At 49.0% G+C, this 22586-nt stretch carries 16 protein-coding genes; 9 read left to right on the plus strand and 7 right to left on the minus strand.

What is annotated here, in order from left to right:
- Positions 1-139 precede the first annotated feature (139 nt).
- From ABIE50_RS13975 to ABIE50_RS14000, 6 genes are all read left to right on the plus strand, one after another.
- Positions 140-3325: a SusC/RagA family TonB-linked outer membrane protein gene (locus ABIE50_RS13975; protein WP_209860543.1), complete on the plus strand. Its 3186-nt coding sequence runs from the start codon at positions 140-142 to the stop codon at positions 3323-3325.
- A gap of 19 nt (positions 3326-3344) precedes the next feature.
- The gene (locus ABIE50_RS13980; protein WP_209860538.1) at positions 3345-4916 is read left to right on the plus strand and encodes a RagB/SusD family nutrient uptake outer membrane protein; all 1572 of its coding nucleotides are present in this window, start codon (positions 3345-3347) and stop codon (positions 4914-4916) included.
- A 21-nt stretch (positions 4917-4937) separates the two neighbouring features.
- Complete coding sequence (locus ABIE50_RS13985; RefSeq protein WP_209860533.1) at positions 4938-5609, plus strand: fasciclin domain-containing protein; 672 nt, start codon at positions 4938-4940, stop codon at positions 5607-5609.
- A 15-nt stretch (positions 5610-5624) separates the two neighbouring features.
- Positions 5625-6584 carry a DUF5007 domain-containing protein gene (locus ABIE50_RS13990; protein ID WP_209860531.1) on the plus strand — a complete coding sequence of 320 codons (960 nt, stop codon included), beginning with the start codon at positions 5625-5627 and terminating at the stop codon, positions 6582-6584.
- Between the two features lie 144 nt (positions 6585-6728).
- Positions 6729-9143 carry a glycoside hydrolase family 127 protein gene (locus ABIE50_RS13995; RefSeq protein ID WP_354028006.1) on the plus strand — a complete coding sequence of 805 codons (2415 nt, stop codon included), beginning with the start codon at positions 6729-6731 and terminating at the stop codon, positions 9141-9143.
- A gap of 2 nt (positions 9144-9145) precedes the next feature.
- A complete protein-coding gene (locus ABIE50_RS14000; protein ID WP_209860524.1) occupies positions 9146-11689 on the plus strand; it encodes an alpha-L-arabinofuranosidase family protein in 2544 nt (847 codons plus the stop codon).
- 68 nt (positions 11690-11757) lie between these two features.
- On the opposite strand, the gene ABIE50_RS14005 is transcribed toward ABIE50_RS14000, so the two are convergent.
- The gene (locus ABIE50_RS14005; protein ID WP_260607409.1) at positions 11758-12174 is read right to left on the minus strand and encodes a hypothetical protein; all 417 of its coding nucleotides are present in this window, start codon (positions 12172-12174) and stop codon (positions 11758-11760) included.
- Positions 12175-12258: 84 nt separating this feature from the next.
- On the opposite strand from ABIE50_RS14005, the gene ABIE50_RS14010 reads away from it, so the two are divergent.
- Positions 12259-13077, plus strand: a complete 819-nt coding sequence (locus ABIE50_RS14010; protein ID WP_209860522.1) for an alpha/beta hydrolase — start codon at positions 12259-12261, stop codon at positions 13075-13077.
- A 29-nt stretch (positions 13078-13106) separates the two neighbouring features.
- Positions 13107-13892, plus strand: a complete 786-nt coding sequence (locus ABIE50_RS14015; protein ID WP_209860520.1) for a porin family protein — start codon at positions 13107-13109, stop codon at positions 13890-13892.
- Positions 13893-13943: 51 nt separating this feature from the next.
- Here the strand turns inward: ABIE50_RS14015 and ABIE50_RS14020 are convergent, their stop codons facing one another.
- Positions 13944-14660 carry a 3-ketoacyl-ACP reductase gene (locus ABIE50_RS14020; RefSeq protein WP_209860515.1) on the minus strand — a complete coding sequence of 239 codons (717 nt, stop codon included), beginning with the start codon at positions 14658-14660 and terminating at the stop codon, positions 13944-13946.
- A 104-nt stretch (positions 14661-14764) separates the two neighbouring features.
- Between ABIE50_RS14020 and ABIE50_RS14025 the strand changes: the two genes are divergently transcribed.
- Positions 14765-15634: an aldose 1-epimerase family protein gene (locus ABIE50_RS14025; protein ID WP_209860514.1), complete on the plus strand. Its 870-nt coding sequence runs from the start codon at positions 14765-14767 to the stop codon at positions 15632-15634.
- Between the two features lie 44 nt (positions 15635-15678).
- On the opposite strand, the gene ABIE50_RS14030 is transcribed toward ABIE50_RS14025, so the two are convergent.
- The 5 genes from ABIE50_RS14030 to ABIE50_RS14050 form a co-directional block, all read right to left on the minus strand.
- The gene (locus ABIE50_RS14030; RefSeq protein WP_142685036.1) at positions 15679-16194 is read right to left on the minus strand and encodes a hypothetical protein; all 516 of its coding nucleotides are present in this window, start codon (positions 16192-16194) and stop codon (positions 15679-15681) included.
- A gap of 66 nt (positions 16195-16260) precedes the next feature.
- On the minus strand, positions 16261-19395 hold the full coding sequence (locus ABIE50_RS14035; RefSeq protein ID WP_209860512.1) for an efflux RND transporter permease subunit: 3135 nt from the start codon (positions 19393-19395) through the stop codon (positions 16261-16263).
- Between the two features lie 11 nt (positions 19396-19406).
- Positions 19407-20450, minus strand: a complete 1044-nt coding sequence (locus tag ABIE50_RS14040) for an efflux RND transporter periplasmic adaptor subunit (RefSeq protein WP_209860511.1) — start codon at positions 20448-20450, stop codon at positions 19407-19409.
- A gap of 10 nt (positions 20451-20460) precedes the next feature.
- The gene (locus ABIE50_RS14045; RefSeq protein WP_209860509.1) at positions 20461-21831 is read right to left on the minus strand and encodes a TolC family protein; all 1371 of its coding nucleotides are present in this window, start codon (positions 21829-21831) and stop codon (positions 20461-20463) included.
- A 121-nt stretch (positions 21832-21952) separates the two neighbouring features.
- Positions 21953-22564 carry a TetR/AcrR family transcriptional regulator gene (locus ABIE50_RS14050; RefSeq protein ID WP_209860508.1) on the minus strand — a complete coding sequence of 204 codons (612 nt, stop codon included), beginning with the start codon at positions 22562-22564 and terminating at the stop codon, positions 21953-21955.
- Between the last annotated feature and the right edge of the window lie 22 nt (positions 22565-22586).

Consider the following 22586-nt stretch of genomic DNA (forward strand, 5'->3'; position numbering starts at 1 on the left):
ATTTGTAATAACAATTGTCAACAATACAATTAAAATAAGTCAACCGGAGTAAGATCTAATATCGCGTCAACGCACGGTGTGCGGGCCTGTAATAGCATATATCAACCAGAATTTTTCAACATTTCTTAAACCTAATCCCATGCAGAAAATTGTCATGGCCTTTATCGCCTTGTTGGCGGTCTTACCATCTGTTGCCCAGAACGTAAAAGTGACCGGCAAAATTACAGATGAAAGAAGCGGGCCACTTCCCGGCGCCTCGGTCAAGATCAAAGGGAACTCCCAGGGGGTAGTTACGGATGATAAAGGGGAATTTTCCCTGGCGGCACCACCCGATGCCACGTTAGAGATCAGTTTTATCGGCTACCTTAAACAGGAACAGAAACTGAAAGGCCGTACCCACCTGAATATTGTGCTTACCGCGCAGAGCGGCGCTCTGGGCGATGTGGTGGTGATCGGCTACCAGGCCGTAAACCGGCGTAAGGCCACTGCGGCTGTTTCCAGCATTAAAGGAAAAGACATTGAGAACATTCCCGCCGGTAGTTTTGAACAACTCCTGCAGGGGCGCATGTCCGGCGTGAATGTGCAGAACTTCACCGGTGAGCCCGGCGCTGCTCCTACTATTTCCGTAAGAGGCAATACGGCCATTGGTACATCTTACCAAAACAATCAGTATAAGATACTGAACAAACCACTGTATGTAATTGACGATGTGCCGCAGTTCAATGATGATATGGTAGGACCTGACATTGGTACGGGCACCAACAATATCGCTGGTTTAAATCCCAATGAAATTGAGTCGGTGGATGTACTGAAAGATGCGGCTGCAGCCGCCGTATACGGTTCCCGCGGCGCCAATGGGGTGATCATCATCAAAACAAAAAGGGCCCGCACCGGCGCGCCGCGCTTCAGCGTATCGGCTTATGGGGGACTAACGGAGATCCCTAAACTCCGCCAGGTGCTGGTAGGAGCAGCGGAACGCCGCGAGAAGATCCGCCTGTATGATGACAACTTTGAAGGGAACTACGACCGGCTTACACATAAGAACCTGATCATGACGGATAGCCTGAACCCGGACCTGGATAAGGCTACCGACTGGCAACGCCTGTTTTACCGCAAGGGAATGATCAGGAATGTAGACTTTAACGTATACGGGGGTACGGAGTATAACACGTATCGTTTGTCTGCCGGCCTGTATATGGAAGATGGTATCGTAAAAGCCTCCGGGTTTAAACGTTATACGCTCAACTATTCTTCTTCGATACGTACCAGGAACGGCGCGCTGGAAGTAGTGCCCAATATCAGGTTGGCCCGTATGGAAAGAGGGCGTGGCTCCGGTAGCGCCGACCTGTTTGGCGCAGTAGGGCAAAGCATGCCGTCGTCGTTGTTCGCAGCTGATGAGAACAGCCTGCAACGTGTGCTGGGGCGGTATTCCAGCAATATGGACATCAACGTGGATAACCAGGTGAACGGCGATATTTCCCTGCAGCTGAGGTTATCTCCCCAGTTGTCTTTCCGCTCCCGCAACTCCGTGTCCATGGTGATGAGCCGCCGCGACGTATCAGTGCCCGGTGAGCTGAATGCCGATCTTGGCAACTCTGCTTCTTCTACGAGTGGGCTGCAGCAAAGCTATACCACTTCCAACGACCTGAACTGGAACGCTGTATTCGGAAAAGGGAAAGAGCATACCATTAACGCTATCGTAGGCCAGGAAGTGCAGTACAGTACCTACCAGAACACCTATGCGCAGGGTTCCCGCGGCGCCAGCGACCAGATACAGGTAGTGAACGGTTTCCCGCAGGGGCCTTACCTGTATGGTAGTTCCGCTTACTCAGCCTTTGGTATCCTTTCGTTGTTTTCGCGGGTGAACTATGATTATAAAAGTACTTACCTTTTTTCTGCTTCCCTCCGCGGAGATGCAGCATCCAGCTTTGGCCCTGATAATAAATGGGGATATTTTCCCGCTATCTCCGCCGGCTGGATGATCAGTAATGAGCCTTTCATGCGGCGCTATGCCAGCTGGTTATCCATGTTGAAACTACGCGGCAGTTATGGTGTGCTGGGGAACCTGCCTGGTGATTACTACCTGCAGTACAGTCTTTATAACATTGGCGGCGCCGGCTATAACGGCAGCGGTTTGAATCCGAATACCTACAACGGCACCGTTACCATTACCCCGCAATTTGGTTCCGGTGGCGTGGCGCAGAAAGACATCAGCTGGGAGAAAACCGCCAGCTGGAATGGAGGTATAGAAGCAGAGCTGATGAATGGTAAATATTACTTCAGCGCCGATGTGTATGTAAAGAACAGTAAAGCGGGGTTAATAGATATGAACCTGCAAAGCACTACCGGTATCGCTACCGCCAAAACCAACGGTGCACAGTTACGCAATTCCGGTATTGACATCAACTTCCAGTTCAGGAATGTAATGCCGGAGAAAAGCGCCCTGCGCTGGGAAATACTCTGGAATGTGAGCATGAACAAGAATATAGTGGTTAGCATGCCTAATAATAATCGGGATCTTACTTTTGGTAATCTCTTTAACACCACGCATATCCTTACCCGCGGAAAAGCGGTGAATACTTTTTACCTGCTGAAAACACTGGGCGTATATAGTACCGATGATGATGTGCCGACAGATAAATATACCGGTAAGAAATTCCAGGTAGGGGCAGTGAATGACCCGAATTCCAACAATCCTTTCCGGGCAGGCGAGTTTATTTTTGCAGACCTGGATGGCGATGGTATCATAGATGCTTTTAACGGTGGTATTACCGGGGATAAAATCCCTTATGGCAATCCTAATCCTTTCCTCACTGGTGGTATCACGCAAAATTTTTACTGGAAGAATTTCACTTTCGGGTTCCTTTGCACATTTACATTTAAAAGGGATGTGCTGAACCTGTATGAATCTGATACCTATGGCCGTTATGGCTGGGATGCAAGTGGTAATGAATTTTCCAAGTATGCGGTGTCTGATCTTTCGTCTATGAACATCTGGCGTAAGCCGGGCGACAAGGCACAGTACGCAAGAATGGATATTGGTACTTATCGTTACTACTACCGTGCAGATCAGACCTTCTTCCTGGAGAAAGGAGATTATTTCAGGATCAAGAATATTTCATTTGGTTATACCCTCCGCGAAAAGGCATTGAAACCGCTTCACCTGAACCGCTTACGGTTCTATGGGCTGATGGACAACGTATACATCTTCCAGGCCTCCAAAAGATTACCGGATGCAGAGAATGTAAACCCTTACGGGGAGTATAACGGTGTAGGCTATCCGAGCCCGCATAAATACACATTGGGCATTGATGTAGGATTTTAAAACCAGCTAAACACTTTTTATGAAACGGACTTTAATTATCATCATCATAGTGGCGGCATCTTTATCAGGGTGTAAGAAGATGCTGAACCAGGAGCCAAAAGATACTACTTACGAAGAGAAGTTCTGGAAGTCGGAAAACGATATGAAGAAAGCATTGGCCGGCGCTTATGCATCGCTGCGCTCCAACATGCTGCAACAGGATTACCTGCATAACCTGGGCGATATGACGCTGGGCGACCAGTTTATCATTATCCGCGGCGCGCCTTATTTTTCAAACTCCGACTGGAACATCCAGGTGGGCAAGTTTGAAATGAACTACCTGGATGTATTCCGTAACTGGTCGAGGTTTTACAGCACTATCCTGCAAACCAACCTTATACTGGAAAAGCTGCCGCTGGTGCCGGACAATACTTTCCTGGACGACCCGGAAAAAGGACGGAAGAATATTGCAGGGCAAACCCTTTTTATCCGCTCCTATGTGTACTTCCAGCTGCTTCGCACTTTTGGTGATGTACCGCTGGTACTTACCCCGGACCCGGACCCTATTGGCAATAAGCCATTGGCCCGCACCGATAAGAACGTGGTGGTACAGCAGATACTGAACGATCTTGATTCTGCAGCCAACTGCCTGGATATGACGTACGAAGTAGATGCAAGCAGGGGTACGGTTCCCAATAAGGCCGTAGTGATGGCGCTGCAGGCGCAGGTGTATCTGTGGCGTGCCTGTGTGATCAGGAAACCGGCCTTTGAAGCCACCCCTGATATGGCAGATGTAGCCAAAGCATCCGCCCTGGTGGAAAGTATTGTAAGCAGTGGCTTGTATGGCCTGCCTGCGGCTGGGGGTAAGATAGACAGCATCCAGTATGCAAAGGTATTTATCGGTAACACCCGTGAGAGTATTTTTGAGCTGTATACCCGTTATGCATATAATGAAGGATCTAATAACCTGATGCCCATCAAGTTCCTGAGAATACCGGTGCTGGCAAAAACAGATTGGAGCGACCTGCTGCTGGGCAACAGTTTTGTGAGCAACCTGTACCCGCGGATTATTCAGACAGGACCCAATCCTGAAGACACTATACCGAATACGGATATACGAAGAGGATTATTTCTTTATGACGCAGACGGCGCCCAACCCATCTTTACAAAATACAGCAACATCATTTATAACAACCCTAATCAACAGGCAGAACCTTATCTCGATAATAATGTTTCCCTGATCCGTTATGCAGATGTATTGCTGAACCGCATGGAGATAGCCGTGTATAAAGGACAACTGGGTGAAGCCTATGCGCAGCTGCGGAGCTTCCGCCGTTCGCGTAACCTCCCGCAGATGGATTCAGCGCTGTATGTGAGCGAATCGCCGCTTACCTACAACAGCCTGCTGGATGAGATCATGACCGAGCGCTCGCGGGAGCTGTTTATGGAAGGACAGCTTTATTTCGACGATGTGAGAATGAAACGCTCTGTAGTCCCCTGGCTAACGCCCGCAAGGTACAACCAGGAAGGTTACCTGATGCCGCTGGATCCTGCATTGTTTAACAATAACAGGCTGCTGGTGCAGAATAAATACTGGGCAGGTAAAATTTAGTTTCCATCCAAATCATTTATCATGAAGATCATTCATCTGCTTCTCGGATCACTGCTGATCCTGGCTGCATGTAAAAAAGATAATTACCTCGTGAACGAGGGCGGTACCGACCGCGAAAGGATCAGGAAAATGTCGAGCTACGATTTCCTGAAAGAAAGCAGAGTGCTGGATACCGTGGTTATGCTGATAGATCGTGCAGGTATGAAAGAAGAGATCAATGGCGACATTACTTTTTTCCCGCCTACCAATGCCGGTGTCAACAATTTCCTGGCACAGCAAACACGTGCCTTGCAACGGAAATACAATAATGAGAACCTCAAATTTACGTTGGATAGCCTGACTGCCGACAGTATTAAGTTCTTTATGCGCCGGCATATCTTCAAGGGGGTGATAGATAAAAGCGCGCTGGGTTATACAAAGAAAAGTTTTGTCAATATTAACAGTGAAGGGAATTATTTCCTGTTGCTGGAAAAGTATTATATCGATGTAAGCGGTATCCGCTCTACCACCAACAGGATACAGATCCGGCGTGTATTCGGTTTGGCCGATGAAGATGTACCGGATGGCACAGAGAACAAAGAGCCGGATTTTTACGCCTATGTCCAAACCTCTGAAGTGCGTACTGCCACGGGGATGGTGCATGTGCTGGAGGCCAACGCCAACCTCGGATTTTACATTTACAGGGAAAACTAAAAAAATAAGATGACCATGAAATATATCTTATTCGTTGCTGCCGCATTGATGGGTATGACTGCCGCGTGTACCAAAGTGGAAGAAGGCTTTCTGAGCGATGGTATCCGCTATAAAAGTCCTGAAATATTTATTCCCAAAGGGATTACCGCCCGTTATCCCGGTATTTTATTTGATGGCTCCACGCCGCCGGTAACATTTGAAATGCTTGAAATACGCCCTGTGGGCGGGGGAAAGCTGCCGGGAGCATTTACAACCAGGTACCCGGTATGGGTATTTAAAGATAAGATGTCTTTTGACCCTGATACCGATACCACCGTTAAATTATTGCGGGCGAAGCAGGATAGTTTGCAGGAACTGCCTTTTGAGTTTAACCCGGTGAATGGTGGTTTCCTCTTTAAATCGCCTTCCGCCAATATTCCCAATGGCGTGTATGAGTTTGATGTGAAGGCCACAAATGTGAACGGCAGCAAGGTGTATAAGAACATTGCCCGTTTGCATATTGAAGACCCGGAATATATCCGGATGACGGAGATACCCGTGATACCCGGTTATGATTCTGTTACCAATACTTTTCCCGGTGAAGCTAAGGGAACGATGGAGTTAAAACGTATATCCACTACCGGTACTACGGTGATGTTAAAGATCATGGATAAGAACGGTAAGTTATTTAATCCGAAGAATGGGGAAGTGATCACGCGGGGCGATCGTCCTTCATTTACTTCGTATGCAAAATTTAACCCGGTGATCGTAACAGACACGGCGTTGATCACGGATTATGCCATTGCGCCCTATCCTGCGAAGCTGATCCCCGGCTATGTAAATTACCTGATCTATTACAGGATCCCGGCCTGGTTTATCAAAATGGACGGAGCCCCGGCCAAGGCCTGGGCTGCCAACCCGCGGTTCGGTTTCCAGATTTTGTTTGAAGGTACTTATGAAGTGACTATAAGATTGCCGAATGTGACGAAATTGTAGGTATAGAGAAGAGTTGAATGACCGGCCGGTTCACAGGGACGAAATCAGTAAAATCCGCTGCCGGACCAGAATCCTGGTTGTAACAAATAATTGTTATTTAGACAATTATAAAACATTATATTAGAAGGTAATAAAAAAAAGGGTATGAGATCATTTTGGGGAAAAGCGGCGCTGGCAGGCGCGTGGATGCTGATGGCCGGCTCTGCAGTGCAGGCGCAGCTGCAGAAAGATTATCCGATCAAACCGGTAGCCTTTACACAGGTAAGGGTGAACGATCATTTCTGGGCGCCGAAAATAAGGACCAATGCCACGGTAACAATTCCGTATACCCTGGAGCAATGTAAGAAAACAGGGCGCATTGATAACTTTCTGCGGGCGGCAGGAAAGCTGCCGGGCGATAAGCTTACAGAGTACACCTTTGATGATACCGACCTGTATAAAATAATAGAAGGGGCTTCCTATGGGCTACAGATGCAGCCCAATCCCGGGCTGGAGAAGTACCTGGATACGCTGATCAGCATTATAGGCGCCGCACAGGAAAAAGACGGGTATCTCTATACTTTCCGTACCGTAAAAGCGGCAAAGCCGCATCAATGGATCGGGAGTAAACGATGGGAGAAAGAAGAGGACCTGAGTCATGAGCTGTATAACTCCGGTCACCTTTTTGAAGCTGCCGTGGCGCATTACCAGGCCACCGGCAAAAGAACGTTGCTCGATATTGCTATCCGCAATGCGGATTTATTGGTGAAGGATTTCGGCTGGGGCAAAGAAGAAAAGTTCCCGGGTCACCAGATAGTGGAAACAGGGCTTACCCGTCTTTACAGGGTAACCGGCAACAAAGCCTACCTGGACCTGGCCAAATTTTTCCTGGATGTTCGCGGGCCGGGTACTCCATACAGCCAGGAATACAGCCAGTCGCACAAAAAAGTGACCGACCAGCATGAAGCCGTAGGGCATGCAGTACGCGCAACTTACATGTACACCGGCATGGCCGATGTAGCTGCCTTAACAGGCGACCGCAAATACCTGGCGGCCATCGACGATATCTGGGATGATGTGGTAGACCGGAAATTATATATTACCGGTGGCATTGGCGCTACCGGCGCAGGTGAGGCATTCGGCGCTGCGTATGAACTGCCGAATATGTCGGCTTATGCAGAAACCTGTGCAGCTATTGCCAATGTATACTGGAACAGCCGTATGTTCCTCCTGCATGGCGACGCTAAATATATTGATGTACTGGAACGCACCCTGTATAATGGTTTGCTCTCCGGCGTATCTATCAGCGGCGACCGTTTCTTTTATCCCAACCCGCTGGCCTCAATGGGACAGCACCAGCGAAGCGCCTGGTTTGGCTGCGCGTGTTGTATTTCCAATATGACCCGCTTCCTGCCTTCCATGCCTGGCTATGTGTATGCGCAGAAAGATAATGACCTGTACGTGAACCTGTTTGTGGGAGATTCTGCCACCATACAGCTGAAGGCAGGGAAAATACATCTTGTACAGCAAACGGATTATCCCTGGAATGGGAAAGACGAGATTACCATGAATCCGGTGAAGCCTACCTCCTTTGCCCTGCGGGTGCGTATTCCGGGTTGGGTGGAGAACAGGCCCGTACCAGGCAACCTGTATTTTGAAGAAGACAGTGCTGCTGTAAAGATACCCATCCTGCTGAATGGTAACCCCATCGACTATACGATGGAAAAAGGTTATGCTGTGATTAAGCGATCCTGGAAAAAAGGAGATAAGGTGACACTGGATTTCCCGATGGAGGTAAAGAAGGTGCTGGCTACTGCCGAAGTAAAGGATGATCATTCCCGCTTTGCGCTTGAGCGTGGCCCTATCATGTATTGCCTGGAGGGACCGGATAATAAAGACGCCACCGTACAGAATATCGTAGTGGATAAAGCGGCATTGATCTCTCCCGTATACCGTCCTGATCTGCTCAGTGGTGTAATGACCCTGCAAATGACCGGTACCGCCGCCAGCAGGCAGCTGAATTCCGATTCACTTATCAGCAGCCGGCAAACGGTAACGGCTATACCTTATTTTTCCTGGGCCAACCGGGGACCCGCTGAAATGACCGTATGGATCCCTTATGAAGCTTCTGCGGCCCGTCCCAAACCGGCGCCCACCATTGCCTCCAAAAGCAAGGTAACGGCTTCTGTGAAAAACCAGCGGATGTACATGGCGCTGAACGACCAGTATGAACCAAAGGACTCTAAAGATAACAGCGCGCTTTACCTGCACTGGTGGCCAGCCAAAGGCACTACAGAATGGGTGCAGTACACGTTCGATACTGCTCATACGGTAAGCAGCTCCAAAGTATACTGGTACGATGATGGCCCCTTTGGTGGCTGCAGGGTACCTGCTTCATGGAAACTGTATTACAAGGAGGGAACCGAGTGGAAGCCGGTGAATGCTAAAACGCCATACACCATAGCAAAAGATAAATACAACACCATCACCTTTGACCCGGTGACAACCACGGCGCTGAAACTGGAAGTGCAATTGCCGGCCGATAATGCCACCGGAATACATGAATGGATAGTTGAATAATTATGGATCGCATAAAACAGGGCTTTTGGGCCATCATCTGCCTGCTGGCGGGCAGTGGCCAGGCAATTGCCCAGAACAGGGCGGAGATCAGGGTAAATACCGCAGAAAGAGGGCCTCTTATTCCGTCTACCCTGCATGGTATTTTCTTCGAGGAGATCAGTCATGCCGGTGAAGGCGGGCTATATGCAGAAATGGTCCAGAACCGCGGATTTGAGGATCACCGTCTTCCTCCTGGTACCAGGCTGGAAAACGGGTGGCTGGTGCCTTTCCCGCGTAAGCCGCATTTCATGTTGAACGGGCAGGTATCCGACTGGAAAATGGAATGGCCCCTGAAGAGTCGGTGGCCGGCCTGGCATGCAGAAAATAATGCACAGCTTTCCCTGGTAACAGACCACCCGCTGAATACCATTACACCGCATGCCATACAGGTGAAAGCGGTAGAGAAAGGCGGGGCGCTTGTCAATGAAGGGTTCTGGGGAATGAACGTGGAAAAGAACGCCCGCTACCGTCTTTCTTTTTTTGCCAATAACGTGAAAGGTTATACGGGAAAAGTAACAGTTTCACTGCAAACAGCCAGCGGGCAGATATTGGCAGACACTATATTCCATGTAAGCGGGGCCGCTGCATGGAAGAAATACAATGCTGTGCTCACTGCAAAGGCAGGCGACTCTACCGCCCGCCTGGTGATTACCCTTCAGCAGCCCGGCACCCTCTTGCTGGACATGGTATCGTTATTCCCTATGCATACTTTCAGGGACCGCCCCAATGGAATGCGTGCAGACCTGGCCATGCTCATTCAGCAAATGAAGCCGGCCTTTATGCGCTGGCCGGGGGGCTGTTATGTGGAAGGGATTACGGTAGAAAGTGCGCCCGACTGGAAAACCACGCTGGGCCCGCTGGAGCAGCGCACGCCTACGTATAGCCCCTGGGGTTACTGGAGCAGCAATGGCTTTGGCTATCACGAATACCTGCAGTTCTGTGAGGATATCAATGCCGCAGCATTGTACGTTTTCAACGTGGGGATTTCCTGCGAATACCGCAGCGGCACATTTGTGCCGGACGACAGCGTAGCGCCCTATATACAAAGCGCGCTGGATGCCATTGAATATGCTATTGGCCCCATTACCTCAAAGTGGGGAAAACAACGCGCAGCCAACGGCCACCCGGCGCCGTTTCCACTCAAATACGTGGAAGTAGGCAACGAACAACATGGCCCGGATTATGCCAAACGCTATAACCGTTTTTATGATGCTATTCATAAAAAATATCCGCAGATAGGCATTATCGCCAGCATGGGTATCGGCGATGTAAACCGGCATACGCTCGACAGTATGCAACATACAGACATCGTGGATGAACATGCCTATAAAGCGGCAGGATGGAGCCAGCGCAATTTTGACCACTTCGATAAGTATAAGCGGGGACATTGGGATATGTATGTGGGAGAGTATGCCACGAATGCAGGCGTAGGAGCCGGCAACCTTCAGGCAGCCCTCAATGATGCGGTGTATGTAATGAGTATGGAAAAGAATGCAGACCTGGTGAAGATGAGCAGTTATGCGCCGCTGCTGGTAAATGAACATGATGTAGACTGGCCCGTGAATCTCATCCACTTCAATGCAGGCGCCAGTTTTGCCAGGCTCTCCTATTATGCGATTAACATGCTGAATGATCATAAGGCTACTTTTAATTACCCGGTAACCACTACCTTGTTCCCCGAAGAAAAGCCGGCGCCAAAGTTCGGGGGAGGTATTGGCCTTGCTACCTGGGACACAGAAGCGGAGTATAAAGACATCACCGTGATACAACGGGGCGATACCGTTTATAACAGCCGCCGTGATCCACAGCTGGCAGACTGGCACCCTGTAAGAGGCAGTTGGAAAAAACAGGCCGGTTTGCTTGCACAAACAGCAGAAGGCGCACAGCAACTGGCCATCCTGAAAGGGCATCACTTTAATGCCTATACGCTTTCGCTGAAAGCCAGGAAAACAGGCGGTGTAAACGCATTTATTATTCCTTTTGCGGTAAAGGATACCAATGCCTGCCTGCGTGCCCATATCGGTTCCTGGCTGAATTCCAATGCCATGTTTGAAAGTCTTACCAACGGGTATGATGTTGCCGGGATCAGCAACCCGGTGCGATTGAAAGCGCCGCTGGAATCAGGCCGCTGGTATAGTATCCGTTTGGAAGTGGATAATGAAGAAGTAAGATGTTATATAGATGATTCCCTGTTGATGACCTACCGTGAGCCGCCTTCATTATTTTCCATTGCCGGGAAAGATGAAAAGACGGGAGATATTATCCTTAAGATCGTGAATGCCGGAAACACTCCTGTAAAAGCAGACATCAGTCTTAATGGTATAGCAGTTAGCCCGGTAGCGGAAGTGATCACTTTAACAGCCGACAAGCCGGAAGCTGAAAACTCTTTTACAGCACCGGAAGCCTGCATTCCGCACAGCTCCGCTATTCATCATGCAGCAGCACAGTTCAGCTGGGAAGTACCTGCGCAGTCGGTAAACGTTATCCGTCTTAAACCGGGTGTATAACGCCGCCAATGATACATTGCCGTGGCAACGGTTAAACGCGGAAATACAGCGGTTACTGCATGCGCATCTTATTCAGTGATCACTTCAGTTTCTTCCTTATGCCTTGGTTGGTAATACAGGTAGTAATAAGCCAGTATCAGTATCCCGGTAACAAAAGGGATCAGCGCAAGATGTTTGTAAGTAATATCGCCGGTGATCACCATGGTATCAAAGTGGAAGAATTCGCTGATCATCCAGTAGGAATTGGCCGCAATCCATACGGTAATAGCTACATTGTGGCACAGCTCCGACATAAACTGGCGGGTGCGCCATGCAATGACGATGGATATGATCAGTGTAGGAAAGATCATCGCAAAGCCCAGCGGTTTCCATATCATACACCAGCTGATATCTTTCAACAGCCAGAAAACAATATGAAGGTTTTCCATCTTACGGTAACTTAAAGGAATGCTGTATACCGGCGAAGTGGTGGCTTGTTTGCTCATGTGTGTTGTTCAGTTAATTTTACCTGGTTGAAATCGGGCGTAAAGATATTCTTTATCTTCGTTTCTGCACCAGCACTTCCGGCTATGAATGAATTTTACTGGTTTTACCAGCGCACCAGGTTTCATGGTATTAACTGGATCCCCGCCAGTTTCGGGCGGGTTATGATCATTGTACATGGGATAGGGGAACATACGGGCCGTTATGATCATGTAGCTTCCTTTTTTATGAAGGAGGGATATGCCGTGATAGGCATCGATCATTATGGCCACGGCCGGAGCGATGGTGCGAAAGGCGCTTCCAGGGGCTTTGAGTTTATGTTTGATTACCTGCAGAGCTTTGTCCGCTATGTGGAAGACACTTACCGGAAGCCCGTGGTAATGTACGGTCATAGTATGGGTGGAGGCGTGCTCACAGGATTCCTGCTCCGCCGGCAGCCGGTGATCCTGGCGGCTGTTATTTCTGCGCCGGCGCTCATCATCGGTATGCGTCCCGGGGGCTTCCTGAAGGGAGTGCTGAAAGTGGCCAGTGCCATAGCCCCCAATCTCCGGATCAACCAGGGGCTGGACATCAATAAAATTTCACATGATAAGTCGGAGGTAGAGAAATTCAGGGCCGACCCGTTGCGTCATGGTAAGCTGAGCCTGCGGCTGGCCAATGATATGATCAGCAACGGCGCCTGGTGCCTGGAACATGCTGCTGAACTGTGTGTGCCCTGCCTGCTTATCCACGGGAACGCCGATGAATTTACGGCTGTGGAAGGTTCCCGCCTGTTTGCCGGAAGAGCGCCCTCCGCCTTGCTTACGTACCGGGAGTGGGAAGGGATGTATCATGAAATGCATAATGAGCCCGCAAAGAGGGACGTATTGCTGTTTATTGCAGGTTGGCTGAGTAATGTGAGATAATCAGTAAATTCGTTTTACAATTAATCACTATGAAATTCCACTGTTCTTACAAATGGTTGTTGCCTGCCATGCTGCTTTTGAGTTGTTTGCAGGCAAATGCCCAGGTTGACCTGGGCGCCCGCGGAGGCATCAGTATCCCCAATCTTACTGCCGGCGGCAGTGAGAGCAACCCGCTTAATACCGGCTACAGCTCGAGGCAGGGACCCGACTTCGGCATCTTTGGTGAATACCACATCAGCAAGCTCTTTTCTATTGAAGCCATGCTCTCCTATTCCTCGCAGGGGGGTAAGAAAAAAGGATTGCAGGCATTCCCTTTCCCGCCGGAAATGGCGCCCGCGTTGCCTCCCGGTATGCCCGCGCCTACCTACCTGTATGCAAATTTCGAAAGCCAGGCAAAAATGAATTACCTGATGTTGCCCATCCTGGCCAAGTTTGGCTGGAACCTGGGGGCCACTTCACCTTTACGCCTCTACGTAGATGCAGGACCGTTCCTGGGCTTCCTGGTAAGCGCCAAACAGGTGACCAGCGGCAGCAGCATACTTTACCTGGATGAAGAGGGGAAACAACCTATCACGCAGCAGCCGCAATCTTTCGATAAAACAACAGACATTAAGGACCAGCTGCATACTTTCAATGTGGGGGTAAGCGGAAACGTAGGACTGGCCTATATCTTTGGCCGCAACCAGGTATTTGTGGAAGGAGGAGGGAACTATGGCTTCCTTAACATCCAGAAAGGATCTGCCAACGGTAAAAATAATATTGGCGCTGCCACTGCTTCTATCGGGTACGCCTACCGTATCTGTAATAAAAAATAAAAAGGGCATTTGTTTCAGCAGGAACTTCCTGCTGAAACAAATAGCTGTCACTTACGGGTTGGTAGACCATAACCCGGCTGATTTCACCAGCACTCTTCTGTTCAGCTTCAGCTGCGCCACTACAAATTCCGCCAGGTCTTCCGGCTGCAATACTTTGTCGGGGTTGCCATCTGTCAGGTTCAGGTCCCTGGCCATATCCGTTGCAATGGTGCTCGGCGTTAAGGCGCTTACCCGGATATTATGTTTTCTTACTTCCAGCATCAGCGATTCGGTTAAGCCAAGCAGGCCGAACTTGGAAGCACTGTAAGCGCTGGTGAGCGGCGCGCCTCTTTGGCCCGCAGTAGAAGATATATTGATGATATCGCCTGTTTTTCTGGCTATCATACCCGGTAATACGGCCCGGGTTACATAATATACCCCCAGCAGGTTTACCCGGATGATCTGCTCCCATTGGGCAGGCTCCAGTTCCATGAAACCGCCAAAGGCAGCAATACCCGCATTGTTGATCAGGATATCCGGCTCACCCAGTTCTTTTGTCAGCAGGGTCACTGCCTCATTCACCGCCTGCATATCGCTTACATCAGCGGTGGCATAGGCCACTTTTACGCCTGTACTGCCAATCTCTTTTGCCACTGCCTCCAGCGAACCGGCACTACGCCCCAGCAGGGCAATATCTACGCCTTCCTGGGCCAGCGCCATTGCCAGCGCACGACCTATACCTTTGCCACCACCGGTGATCAGGGCCTTTTTTCCTTTTAATGATTCCATTATGCCTTCGGTTTATAAGTTTAAAAATACCTGGCAAAGGTACAAAGCTTTGTTCCATTTACGGGTTATCTTCGCATTGTTCTAGTTTATAAGACCCTCATATTATGATACAGATTTCCAATGAAAAACTCACCGTACTGGTGAGCCCCCAGGGAGCCGAACTACAAAGCATTGTCCGCAACGATACCGGCCTTGAATATTTATGGAGCGGCGACCCCGCCTTCTGGGGCAAGAAAAGCCCCGTGTTATTCCCTATCGTCGGCGGGCTGAAAGATAATACCTATCAATACCGCGGCGATCACTACACGCTGGGGCGCCATGGCTTCGCCAGGGAACAGCTGTTTGCCGTAACGGAGCAGGGAGCGGAACATGTAAGCCTCCGTCTTTCAGACAATGAGGCTACCCGCAAAGCATATCCCTTCCGCTTCGATTTTACCATCCAGTACCTGCTGCAGGACGACCAGCTCCAGGTGACTTACCAGGTGCTCAACCGGGACGACAAAACCCTGTTCTTTTCCGTAGGGGCGCACCCCGCCTTTAAACTGCCGCTGGTACCGGATACAACGTATGAAGATTATTACCTGTATTTTAATAAAGAAGAGGATGCAGGGATCTGGCCTTTGTCCGCCGGCGGGCAGGTGGAAACAGCTCCCGTGCCTTATCTTCAACACACACACGAACTGCCCCTGAAGAAATCCCTGTTTTACAATGATGCCCTGGTATTCAAACAGCTGGCATCCACCGCTATCAGTATTAAAAGCAACCGTACGCCGCATGGTTTAACACTGGCCTTTGAAGGCTTTCCCTATATGGGCATATGGGCGGCTAAGGATGCGGATTTTGTATGTATTGAGCCCTGGTGCGGGATTGCCGACAGCGTGGATACTAACGGGGAGCTGGAAGAGAAAGAGGGGATCAACCGGCTGGCGCCGGATGGATTGTTTGAAAGAACATGGACAGCAACGATATTTTAAAGAGATAAAAAAGCTGGTAGTTATTACTACCAGCTTTTTATTTGTTAGAAATTATATCCGGCTTTCAGGCCAAAGAACCCTCTTGTGCCGTCTTTAAACCATGCTTCATACTTGCCTTCCACGTCGAGGCCCAGGATACGGATACCGATACCGGGAGCTACCAGCCCGCCTATACCATTGTAGTTTTTACCGGTATACTGCACAGTACCGCCTTCTACTTTCACATACAGGATAGAGATCAGGTTGTACCGTAGTCCCAAACGGATAGGCACTACATTGTAATCCGCGTAGTCGCCGCTTACACCGTTTGTGTTAAAGCTTTTACCGCCAAAATGAAAGTAGCTTACAGAACCTACGGCTGTTAAACCTGCTACCAGTTTTACATCGGCGCCTAAACCAATGCCATAGCCGGTTTCGTGGGTGTCGCTGAACTTGCCCACAGGAAAGCCCGCTTCAACAAAAGGGCCGATACTGAATCGTTTCAATTGTGCCTGCGACGACTGTGAACTGATACAGATCATCAGCAGCATGGTTGCAAATGCCAGGAAGATTTTTTTCATAAGAACTAATTTTCAAAGGATTGGTGACTAGCTAATTAGCCGTAAAAGTAAGGAACTAATTGCTAATTACGAATTGTGAATTACCGCATGATGAGATAATACCTCTTCCTCTTCGTCCTGGCTTTGCCGTTTATGTGAGCCATACCCGTTGCTGTTAATGGCTTCAATCCGCGGAGGGATCAGTTTATATACCACCGGCGTAACGATCCTCGACAGCAGGGTGGAGCTGATAAGGCCACCGATCAGCACAATGGCCAGCGGTGCAATCAATGGGTTGGTGGAAACAGCCACCGGTATTAACCCGCCAATAGCCGTGAGGGAAGTAAGCACAATAGGCAGGAACCTTACTTCGCCGGCTTCCCGGATAGCGGCTTCCAGTGGTTTGCCCTGCATACGTAGCTGGTTGGTAAAATCTACCAGCAGGATCGTGTTCTTCACTTCAATACCTGCCAGGGCAATCAATCCTATGATCGCTACAAACGACAAGGAGTTGCCGGTGAGCCACAAAGCAGTAGCAGCGCCTACTATGCCCAACGGGATCACTGATAATACAATGAGCATGCTCTTGAACGTTTTGAACTGCAGTATCAGTACAGCTACAAAAAGGAAGACGGTAACAATGATCACGCTCATAAAACCACCAAAGGAATTTTTCCTGCTTTCTACTTCACCACCCATTTCGTAAGTATATCCGGCAGGGAGCTTCAGGGCATCCATCTGTTTTACTACGTCTGCTATTACCTGGTCGGTGAGGAATCCTTTCTTTATGAAAGCGCCTACTGCTACCACCCGGTTTTTCTCCTGGTGATTTATAGTCAGGGGAGATGTTTCCAGTTGCAGCTGTGCCACCTGTGAAAGCGGGATCGCGGTTCCCTGGCTGTTGTTCACGTACAGGTCCCTGAATACATCCAGTGTGGGTTTAGCCGTCTTCTGCTTGGTAAGCAGGATATCATAATCATTATCATTCTGATCGTTGTACTTTCCAAGGTTTATACCTGCTACGGCTAAACGTACCACCCTGTCGATATTGGCGGTAGGGATGCCCAGCTGTTGCGCTTTTTCACGGTCTATCCGTACACGGATATCCGATTTCAGGTTGCTCACAGGGTTGTTGATATAGATAGTACCCTGTGTTTTCTCCAGCATTTTTTCCACGTTGGCAGCCAGGGTCCGTAAGGTGTCCAGGTTATCCCCGAACAGCCGCACTTCTACCGGTGCTACCATGGGAGGGCCCTGTTCGAAGTTCTTTACTTCCACTTTGGCGCCGGGATAAGGCGTCCACTTTTTACGGAGCGATTCAATGAGCTTGTTCTTATCAGCCGGACTGGTATGCGGATCCAGCTGTACAAACAGTTGTGCATAATCGCTTTTTTCATTCTCCTGCGCCTCGTTGTAGTAGATGCGGGGATTGCCTTTGCCGATGTTGCTGGCGTAGGAAGCCACCATTTTTTCCTGCTTCAGTTCTTTTTCAATCTGCTGTACAATGCTGTTGGTGTAATTCAGGTTCGACTGTGGCGGTGTAAATACATTGATAAGGAACTGCGGTTTTTCTGAAGCAGGGAACAGGCTGAAACCGATCACTTTAAACAACCCGATGGAGGCGCCGAATATTACCAGTGAAACCAGGATGGTGATTACCGGGCGATGCAGGGCTTTATCAAGCAGCTTTGCATAACTGCCATGGATAAGCCTTTTGAGCAAACGCATAAACAGGTTGCCTTCCGGGTTGCCGGTATGCTCTTTCAGCAAACGGCTGGAGAGGAACGGGATGATAGTAAGTGATACCGCCATAGAAGCCAGCACACTAAAGATCACTGCCAGGGGCAAGCTCCGGATAAAGTCGCCGCTGCCTTCCGGCATAAACACCAGTGGCATAAACGAGATCACCAATGCAGCTGTACAGCCTATTACTGCCAGGCCTATCTGTGAAGTGGCTTTGAGCGTGGCCTCCATACGGCTATGCCCTTCCAGCATCCATCTTTCTATATTCTCTACTACCACAATACTATCATCTACCAGTAGCCCCAATGCCACTACCAGTCCTACGATGCTCAGCTGGTTCAGGTTGTAGCCAAACAGTTGCAGCAATACGATGCCAATAGAAAGCGACAACGGGATAGAGATCATCACGATGAGCGCCGGTCGCTGACCCAATGGGAGCAGGGTAAAGGCGACCAGCAGGATGGCAATGATAAAATCTTTCCCCAGGCCGCTCAGGCGGTTGTTCACTGCATCGGCCTGGTCGAAGTACTGCACCATATCGATGTTGGCAGGCAATGTTTTTTTGAACTTATCAATTACGGGTTTATAGGCAAGTTGCGTTTTAGTGATGTTCTCGCCGGATTTTTGCGCAGCGGATACTACTACGCAGCGGTGACCGTTCAACCGCACAAAGTATTTCTCATCTTCAAAGCCATAATATACACGGGCAATATCTTTCAGGAAAATATTTTTGCCGTTGCCGGCAGATACAATGGTGTTGCTGATTTCATCGAGATGCTGATAGTTGCCGCTGGTTTTGATGTTGAAGCTTTTTTCGCCGGCGTCAATGCTGCCGCCCGGGATATTGGCCATTTCGCTTTGCATGGCCGCCATCACGGTGCTTACCGGCAGGTGCAGCTGCGCCATTTTATCCAGCTGCAGTTCCACTCTTACCTGTTGTTCCGGCAAGCCATGCAGTTTTACATTTTTCAGAGAAGGTACTTTCTCCAGTTCGTCCTGCAGCTTATCGGCATAATAGCGGAGCTTGTCGCGGGAAGCGTTTTCAGAGATCAGCGCTATCTGCATAATGTTCACATCAGAGGGTTCCTGTCTTTGTACTTCTATGCTGTATATGTCGGCAGGCAGCTCCTGACGTTTATTGTTAACTTCCCTCACGAGCTCCTGGTATTTCTGGTCTACATTGGAGCTGTATTTATATTCCACGCGCATGACGGCCACGCCGTCGCTGATGGAGGTACGTACCCGTTTGATATCATCAAGTCCGTATATCTCCTTTTCCATAGGATCCACTACCAGGTCTTCCATATCCTTTGGACTGGTGCCGGGGTATACCACGATAACGGTATACTGCGGGGCTTTCATTTCCGGATCTTCCGAGCGGGGCATATTGAGTATGGTAGTAATACCCAGCACAATGATCATTATAAATATCACCAGGGTGAACTGGTAATTTTTTACGGCATATCTGGCTATTTTCATGATTACAGTTGTTATTGGATGATACGGATAGGTGATTGATCTTTCAGGTAAGCGCTGCCTGAAATAATGAGTGCTTTTGCCTGTTCCATGCCGGTGCTGATGATCACATTTTCTTTTTCCATACCTGCAATGGTAACAGGTATTTTCTGCGCGGTTTTATTGTCGTTGGTAACGAACACAAACCCGCTGCTGCCATTGCCATCCAGCAGGGAGGCGTAGGGGATGCTCCAGGCAGTGCTGCCGGTAACGGCGCCTGCGTGAATATGGCAACGGCCAAACATGCCGGCTGCGATAGCGGCGGGCTTGCTGCCGGTGAGCTGTACATCAATGAGAAAGGTGCCGCTTTGTGCATCAATACCTTCTGATTTACGTGTAACCATGCCAGTGAGCGTGTCGCCAGGAACGCCTGATATTTCAATGCTGGCTTTGTCGCCATTCTTTACCTGTGCCCATTCCCTGTCGCTTACGCCTACACGAAGCAGCCAGTGGGAGCTGCTGGCGCCGTTGGTTTGCAGCACCGGCGTGCCTGCGTTCACCATTTGCCCGCTGCTTACCAGTTTATGCAATACATAGCCATCCTGTGTGGCATGAATGGTGGAGTAGCTGCGGTTAAACTGGGTAGTGCTCAGTTGCTGCCGCGCCTGGTCCATGATGGTTTTACTGTTTTCCAGTTGTTCCTGTGTGGCTACGCTGTCGTTATGCAGCCTCACAATGCGCTGGTAATCGCGCTGGGCTTTTTCAAAGGCCAGCTGGTCTTTCTGCACCTGTGCATTTATTTCAGTGAGATTGAGCGTTGCCAGTAATTGTCCTTTATGTACTTTATCCCCTTCCTTTACCAGGATGCTGCTGATGATGCCATTGGTTTTGAAAGAGAGATATACTTCATCATCGGTAGTAAACTGCCCGGAGGCATTGATGGTAACGGCGGTGCCCTGTTTTTCCAGCGGCATGATCTTTACCGGGATAGTATCGGAAACAGTGATGGTAGCTGCCGGTTTACTGCCACAGGAGAACAGCAGTACAGAAAGAGGCAGCAGGAGCAATGTATTTTTCATGAGTATATATTTATTGGTTGTTGTGATTATCAGTGATATTGTAAGATGCCTGTGCACGTTCTACCGAAGCGTAGGCCGTTTGCACGGCGGCCTGTGCTACTGCGGTTTGCAGCTGTGCCTGTGTGAGCTGGTTCTGTGCATCCAGTAATTCTATATAAAGCAGTTGTCCTTCTTTGTATACTTTCATCTGGTCGCGGTAATACCTTTCCGCAAAGGATAGCTGGCTTTGTGCTGTTTTAAAGTTCAGTACGGATGTCTGGTAATTGTTTACCGCTTCGTATAGCTGTAGCTGTAGTTGCTGTGTTGTCTGGTCGGCGACATTGGTAATGGTAGCTACTTCATTGGCTGCCTGTTTTATTTTATACCTGTATTTATGTGAAGCAAAGAGGTTCCATTCCAGGTTTACGCCAAAAAGATAGTAGCGGGTATCTTTATCAAAGCGCGCGCCTGTACCCTGGGAGCCAAGGTCAATAAAGGTACTGAGCCTGGGTACCAGGTAGGAGCGCTGCAGTTGTTCGTTTAAGCGGTATACGTTAGTTGCGCTTTTATATTGCGCCAGTTCTTCCCGGTCGTTGATATCCCTGCCAGGCAGTTGTGCAGGCACCCGGAGGAGGGTACTGTCGAGTGTAATATTCTCATCCAGTCCGCGGTTGAGCAGGAAGTTAAAATAGGCTTTTGAGTTTTCCCTGGCGTTGATGGCTTTATTGATATCGGCATCCGTTTTCTGTTTCTCTGTTTGCGCGCGGTACAGGGCGGTATTGTTGCGAACGCCATTGCGTACCATGCTTTCATTGATCCGTATGTTTTCATTGATGAGCGAGAGCGCATTGTTGTAAATAGCTACTGCCTGAGACGCCTGGTAATACTGGTAGTAGGCTGTTTTTATATCGCGCACCAGTTCCCGTTTGTATACGTTCAGCGCGGCCTGTTGTTGTGTGATCTGTTCTTTGCGGATCTTCTGGTTGTAATAGATCTCTGCATTGATCAGCGGCAGGCTGGCCCTTACTTTTGCATCATAAAAATTGTCGGGGTTCAGCTGTACGGATACGTTGTCGATGTTTTTAAAATTGTGGCTGTTGGTAAGCTGGTTTAGACTATTGTACACCGGGTTCATAATATCACCGATGGGGAAGTCGATGGTACGGCCCCCGGCTGATTTGGTATAACTGCCGAGTACGGAAACATTTGGCCCGAACAGGCTTTTGGCTTCCTGTAAAGCCAGCATCGATTTAGTAAGCTGGAAGTTTTGATCCTTCAATCCTTTATTATTATCAAAGGCGGATTGTATGTATTGATCCAGTACGGAGCTTTGTGCAAAGGAGCTGAAGCCCGCTGCCAGTAATGCTATTAACAATGCTCCTTTTGTGATTGACGTGTACATAATGAACGGTGTTTATTAATGTCGAAAAAAATAAAGCCAAAGGCTTCTGTTAATCGATGTTGAGATACTGAACAGTGTTTAATTCTGGTCTTAAAAAAAAGCCGCAATGGCTTTTAGTAGTTTATGCTTTGATCATCCGCAGGTATTCGTCCACTGCTTTATCTATTACCTCGGGCATTTCTTCCTGTGACACAGCGGCTACTTTGCATCGTCCTCTCAGGTAGAGACTGATGAAGCCATGTGCAAAAGCCCAGACAGATAGCGTAGCAATGGTGGGGTCCTTAAATTTCACCAGTTTCTTTGCTATACATTCCTCCATCAGGTGAAACAACCCATCATATGAAGGATCCCCGTTCTTCCATTCTTCCTCATGTGTGGCATTCATCGGCGCTTTTATAATAAACATCAGGTCATACAGTTCAGGATGATCCCTTGAAAACTCTATGTATGCTTTTGCCAGTTGCTGCAACCGTTTAAATGGCTCCTTATGCGTAATTTTTTTCGCAAATTCACCGGCCAGCGTGGCAAAGGCCTCTGTCTGTACATCATACAGCAGCTGGTCTTTGTCTTTGTAATACAGGTAAATAGTTGCAGGACTATATTCTATTTTGTCGGCAATATTGCGGATGGATACTTTTTCATATCCTTCTTCCACAAACATTTTTATTGCCACGTCTACAATACGCCTGCGCATTTCTGCCTTTTCCCGCTCTTTTCTTTCTGTTATGCCCACGTTGAATTGTTTACAGTGCAAA

Source organism: Chitinophaga sp. OAE865 (genome assembly GCF_040546735.1).
Lineage (GTDB): Bacteria > Bacteroidota > Bacteroidia > Chitinophagales > Chitinophagaceae > Chitinophaga > Chitinophaga polysaccharea_A.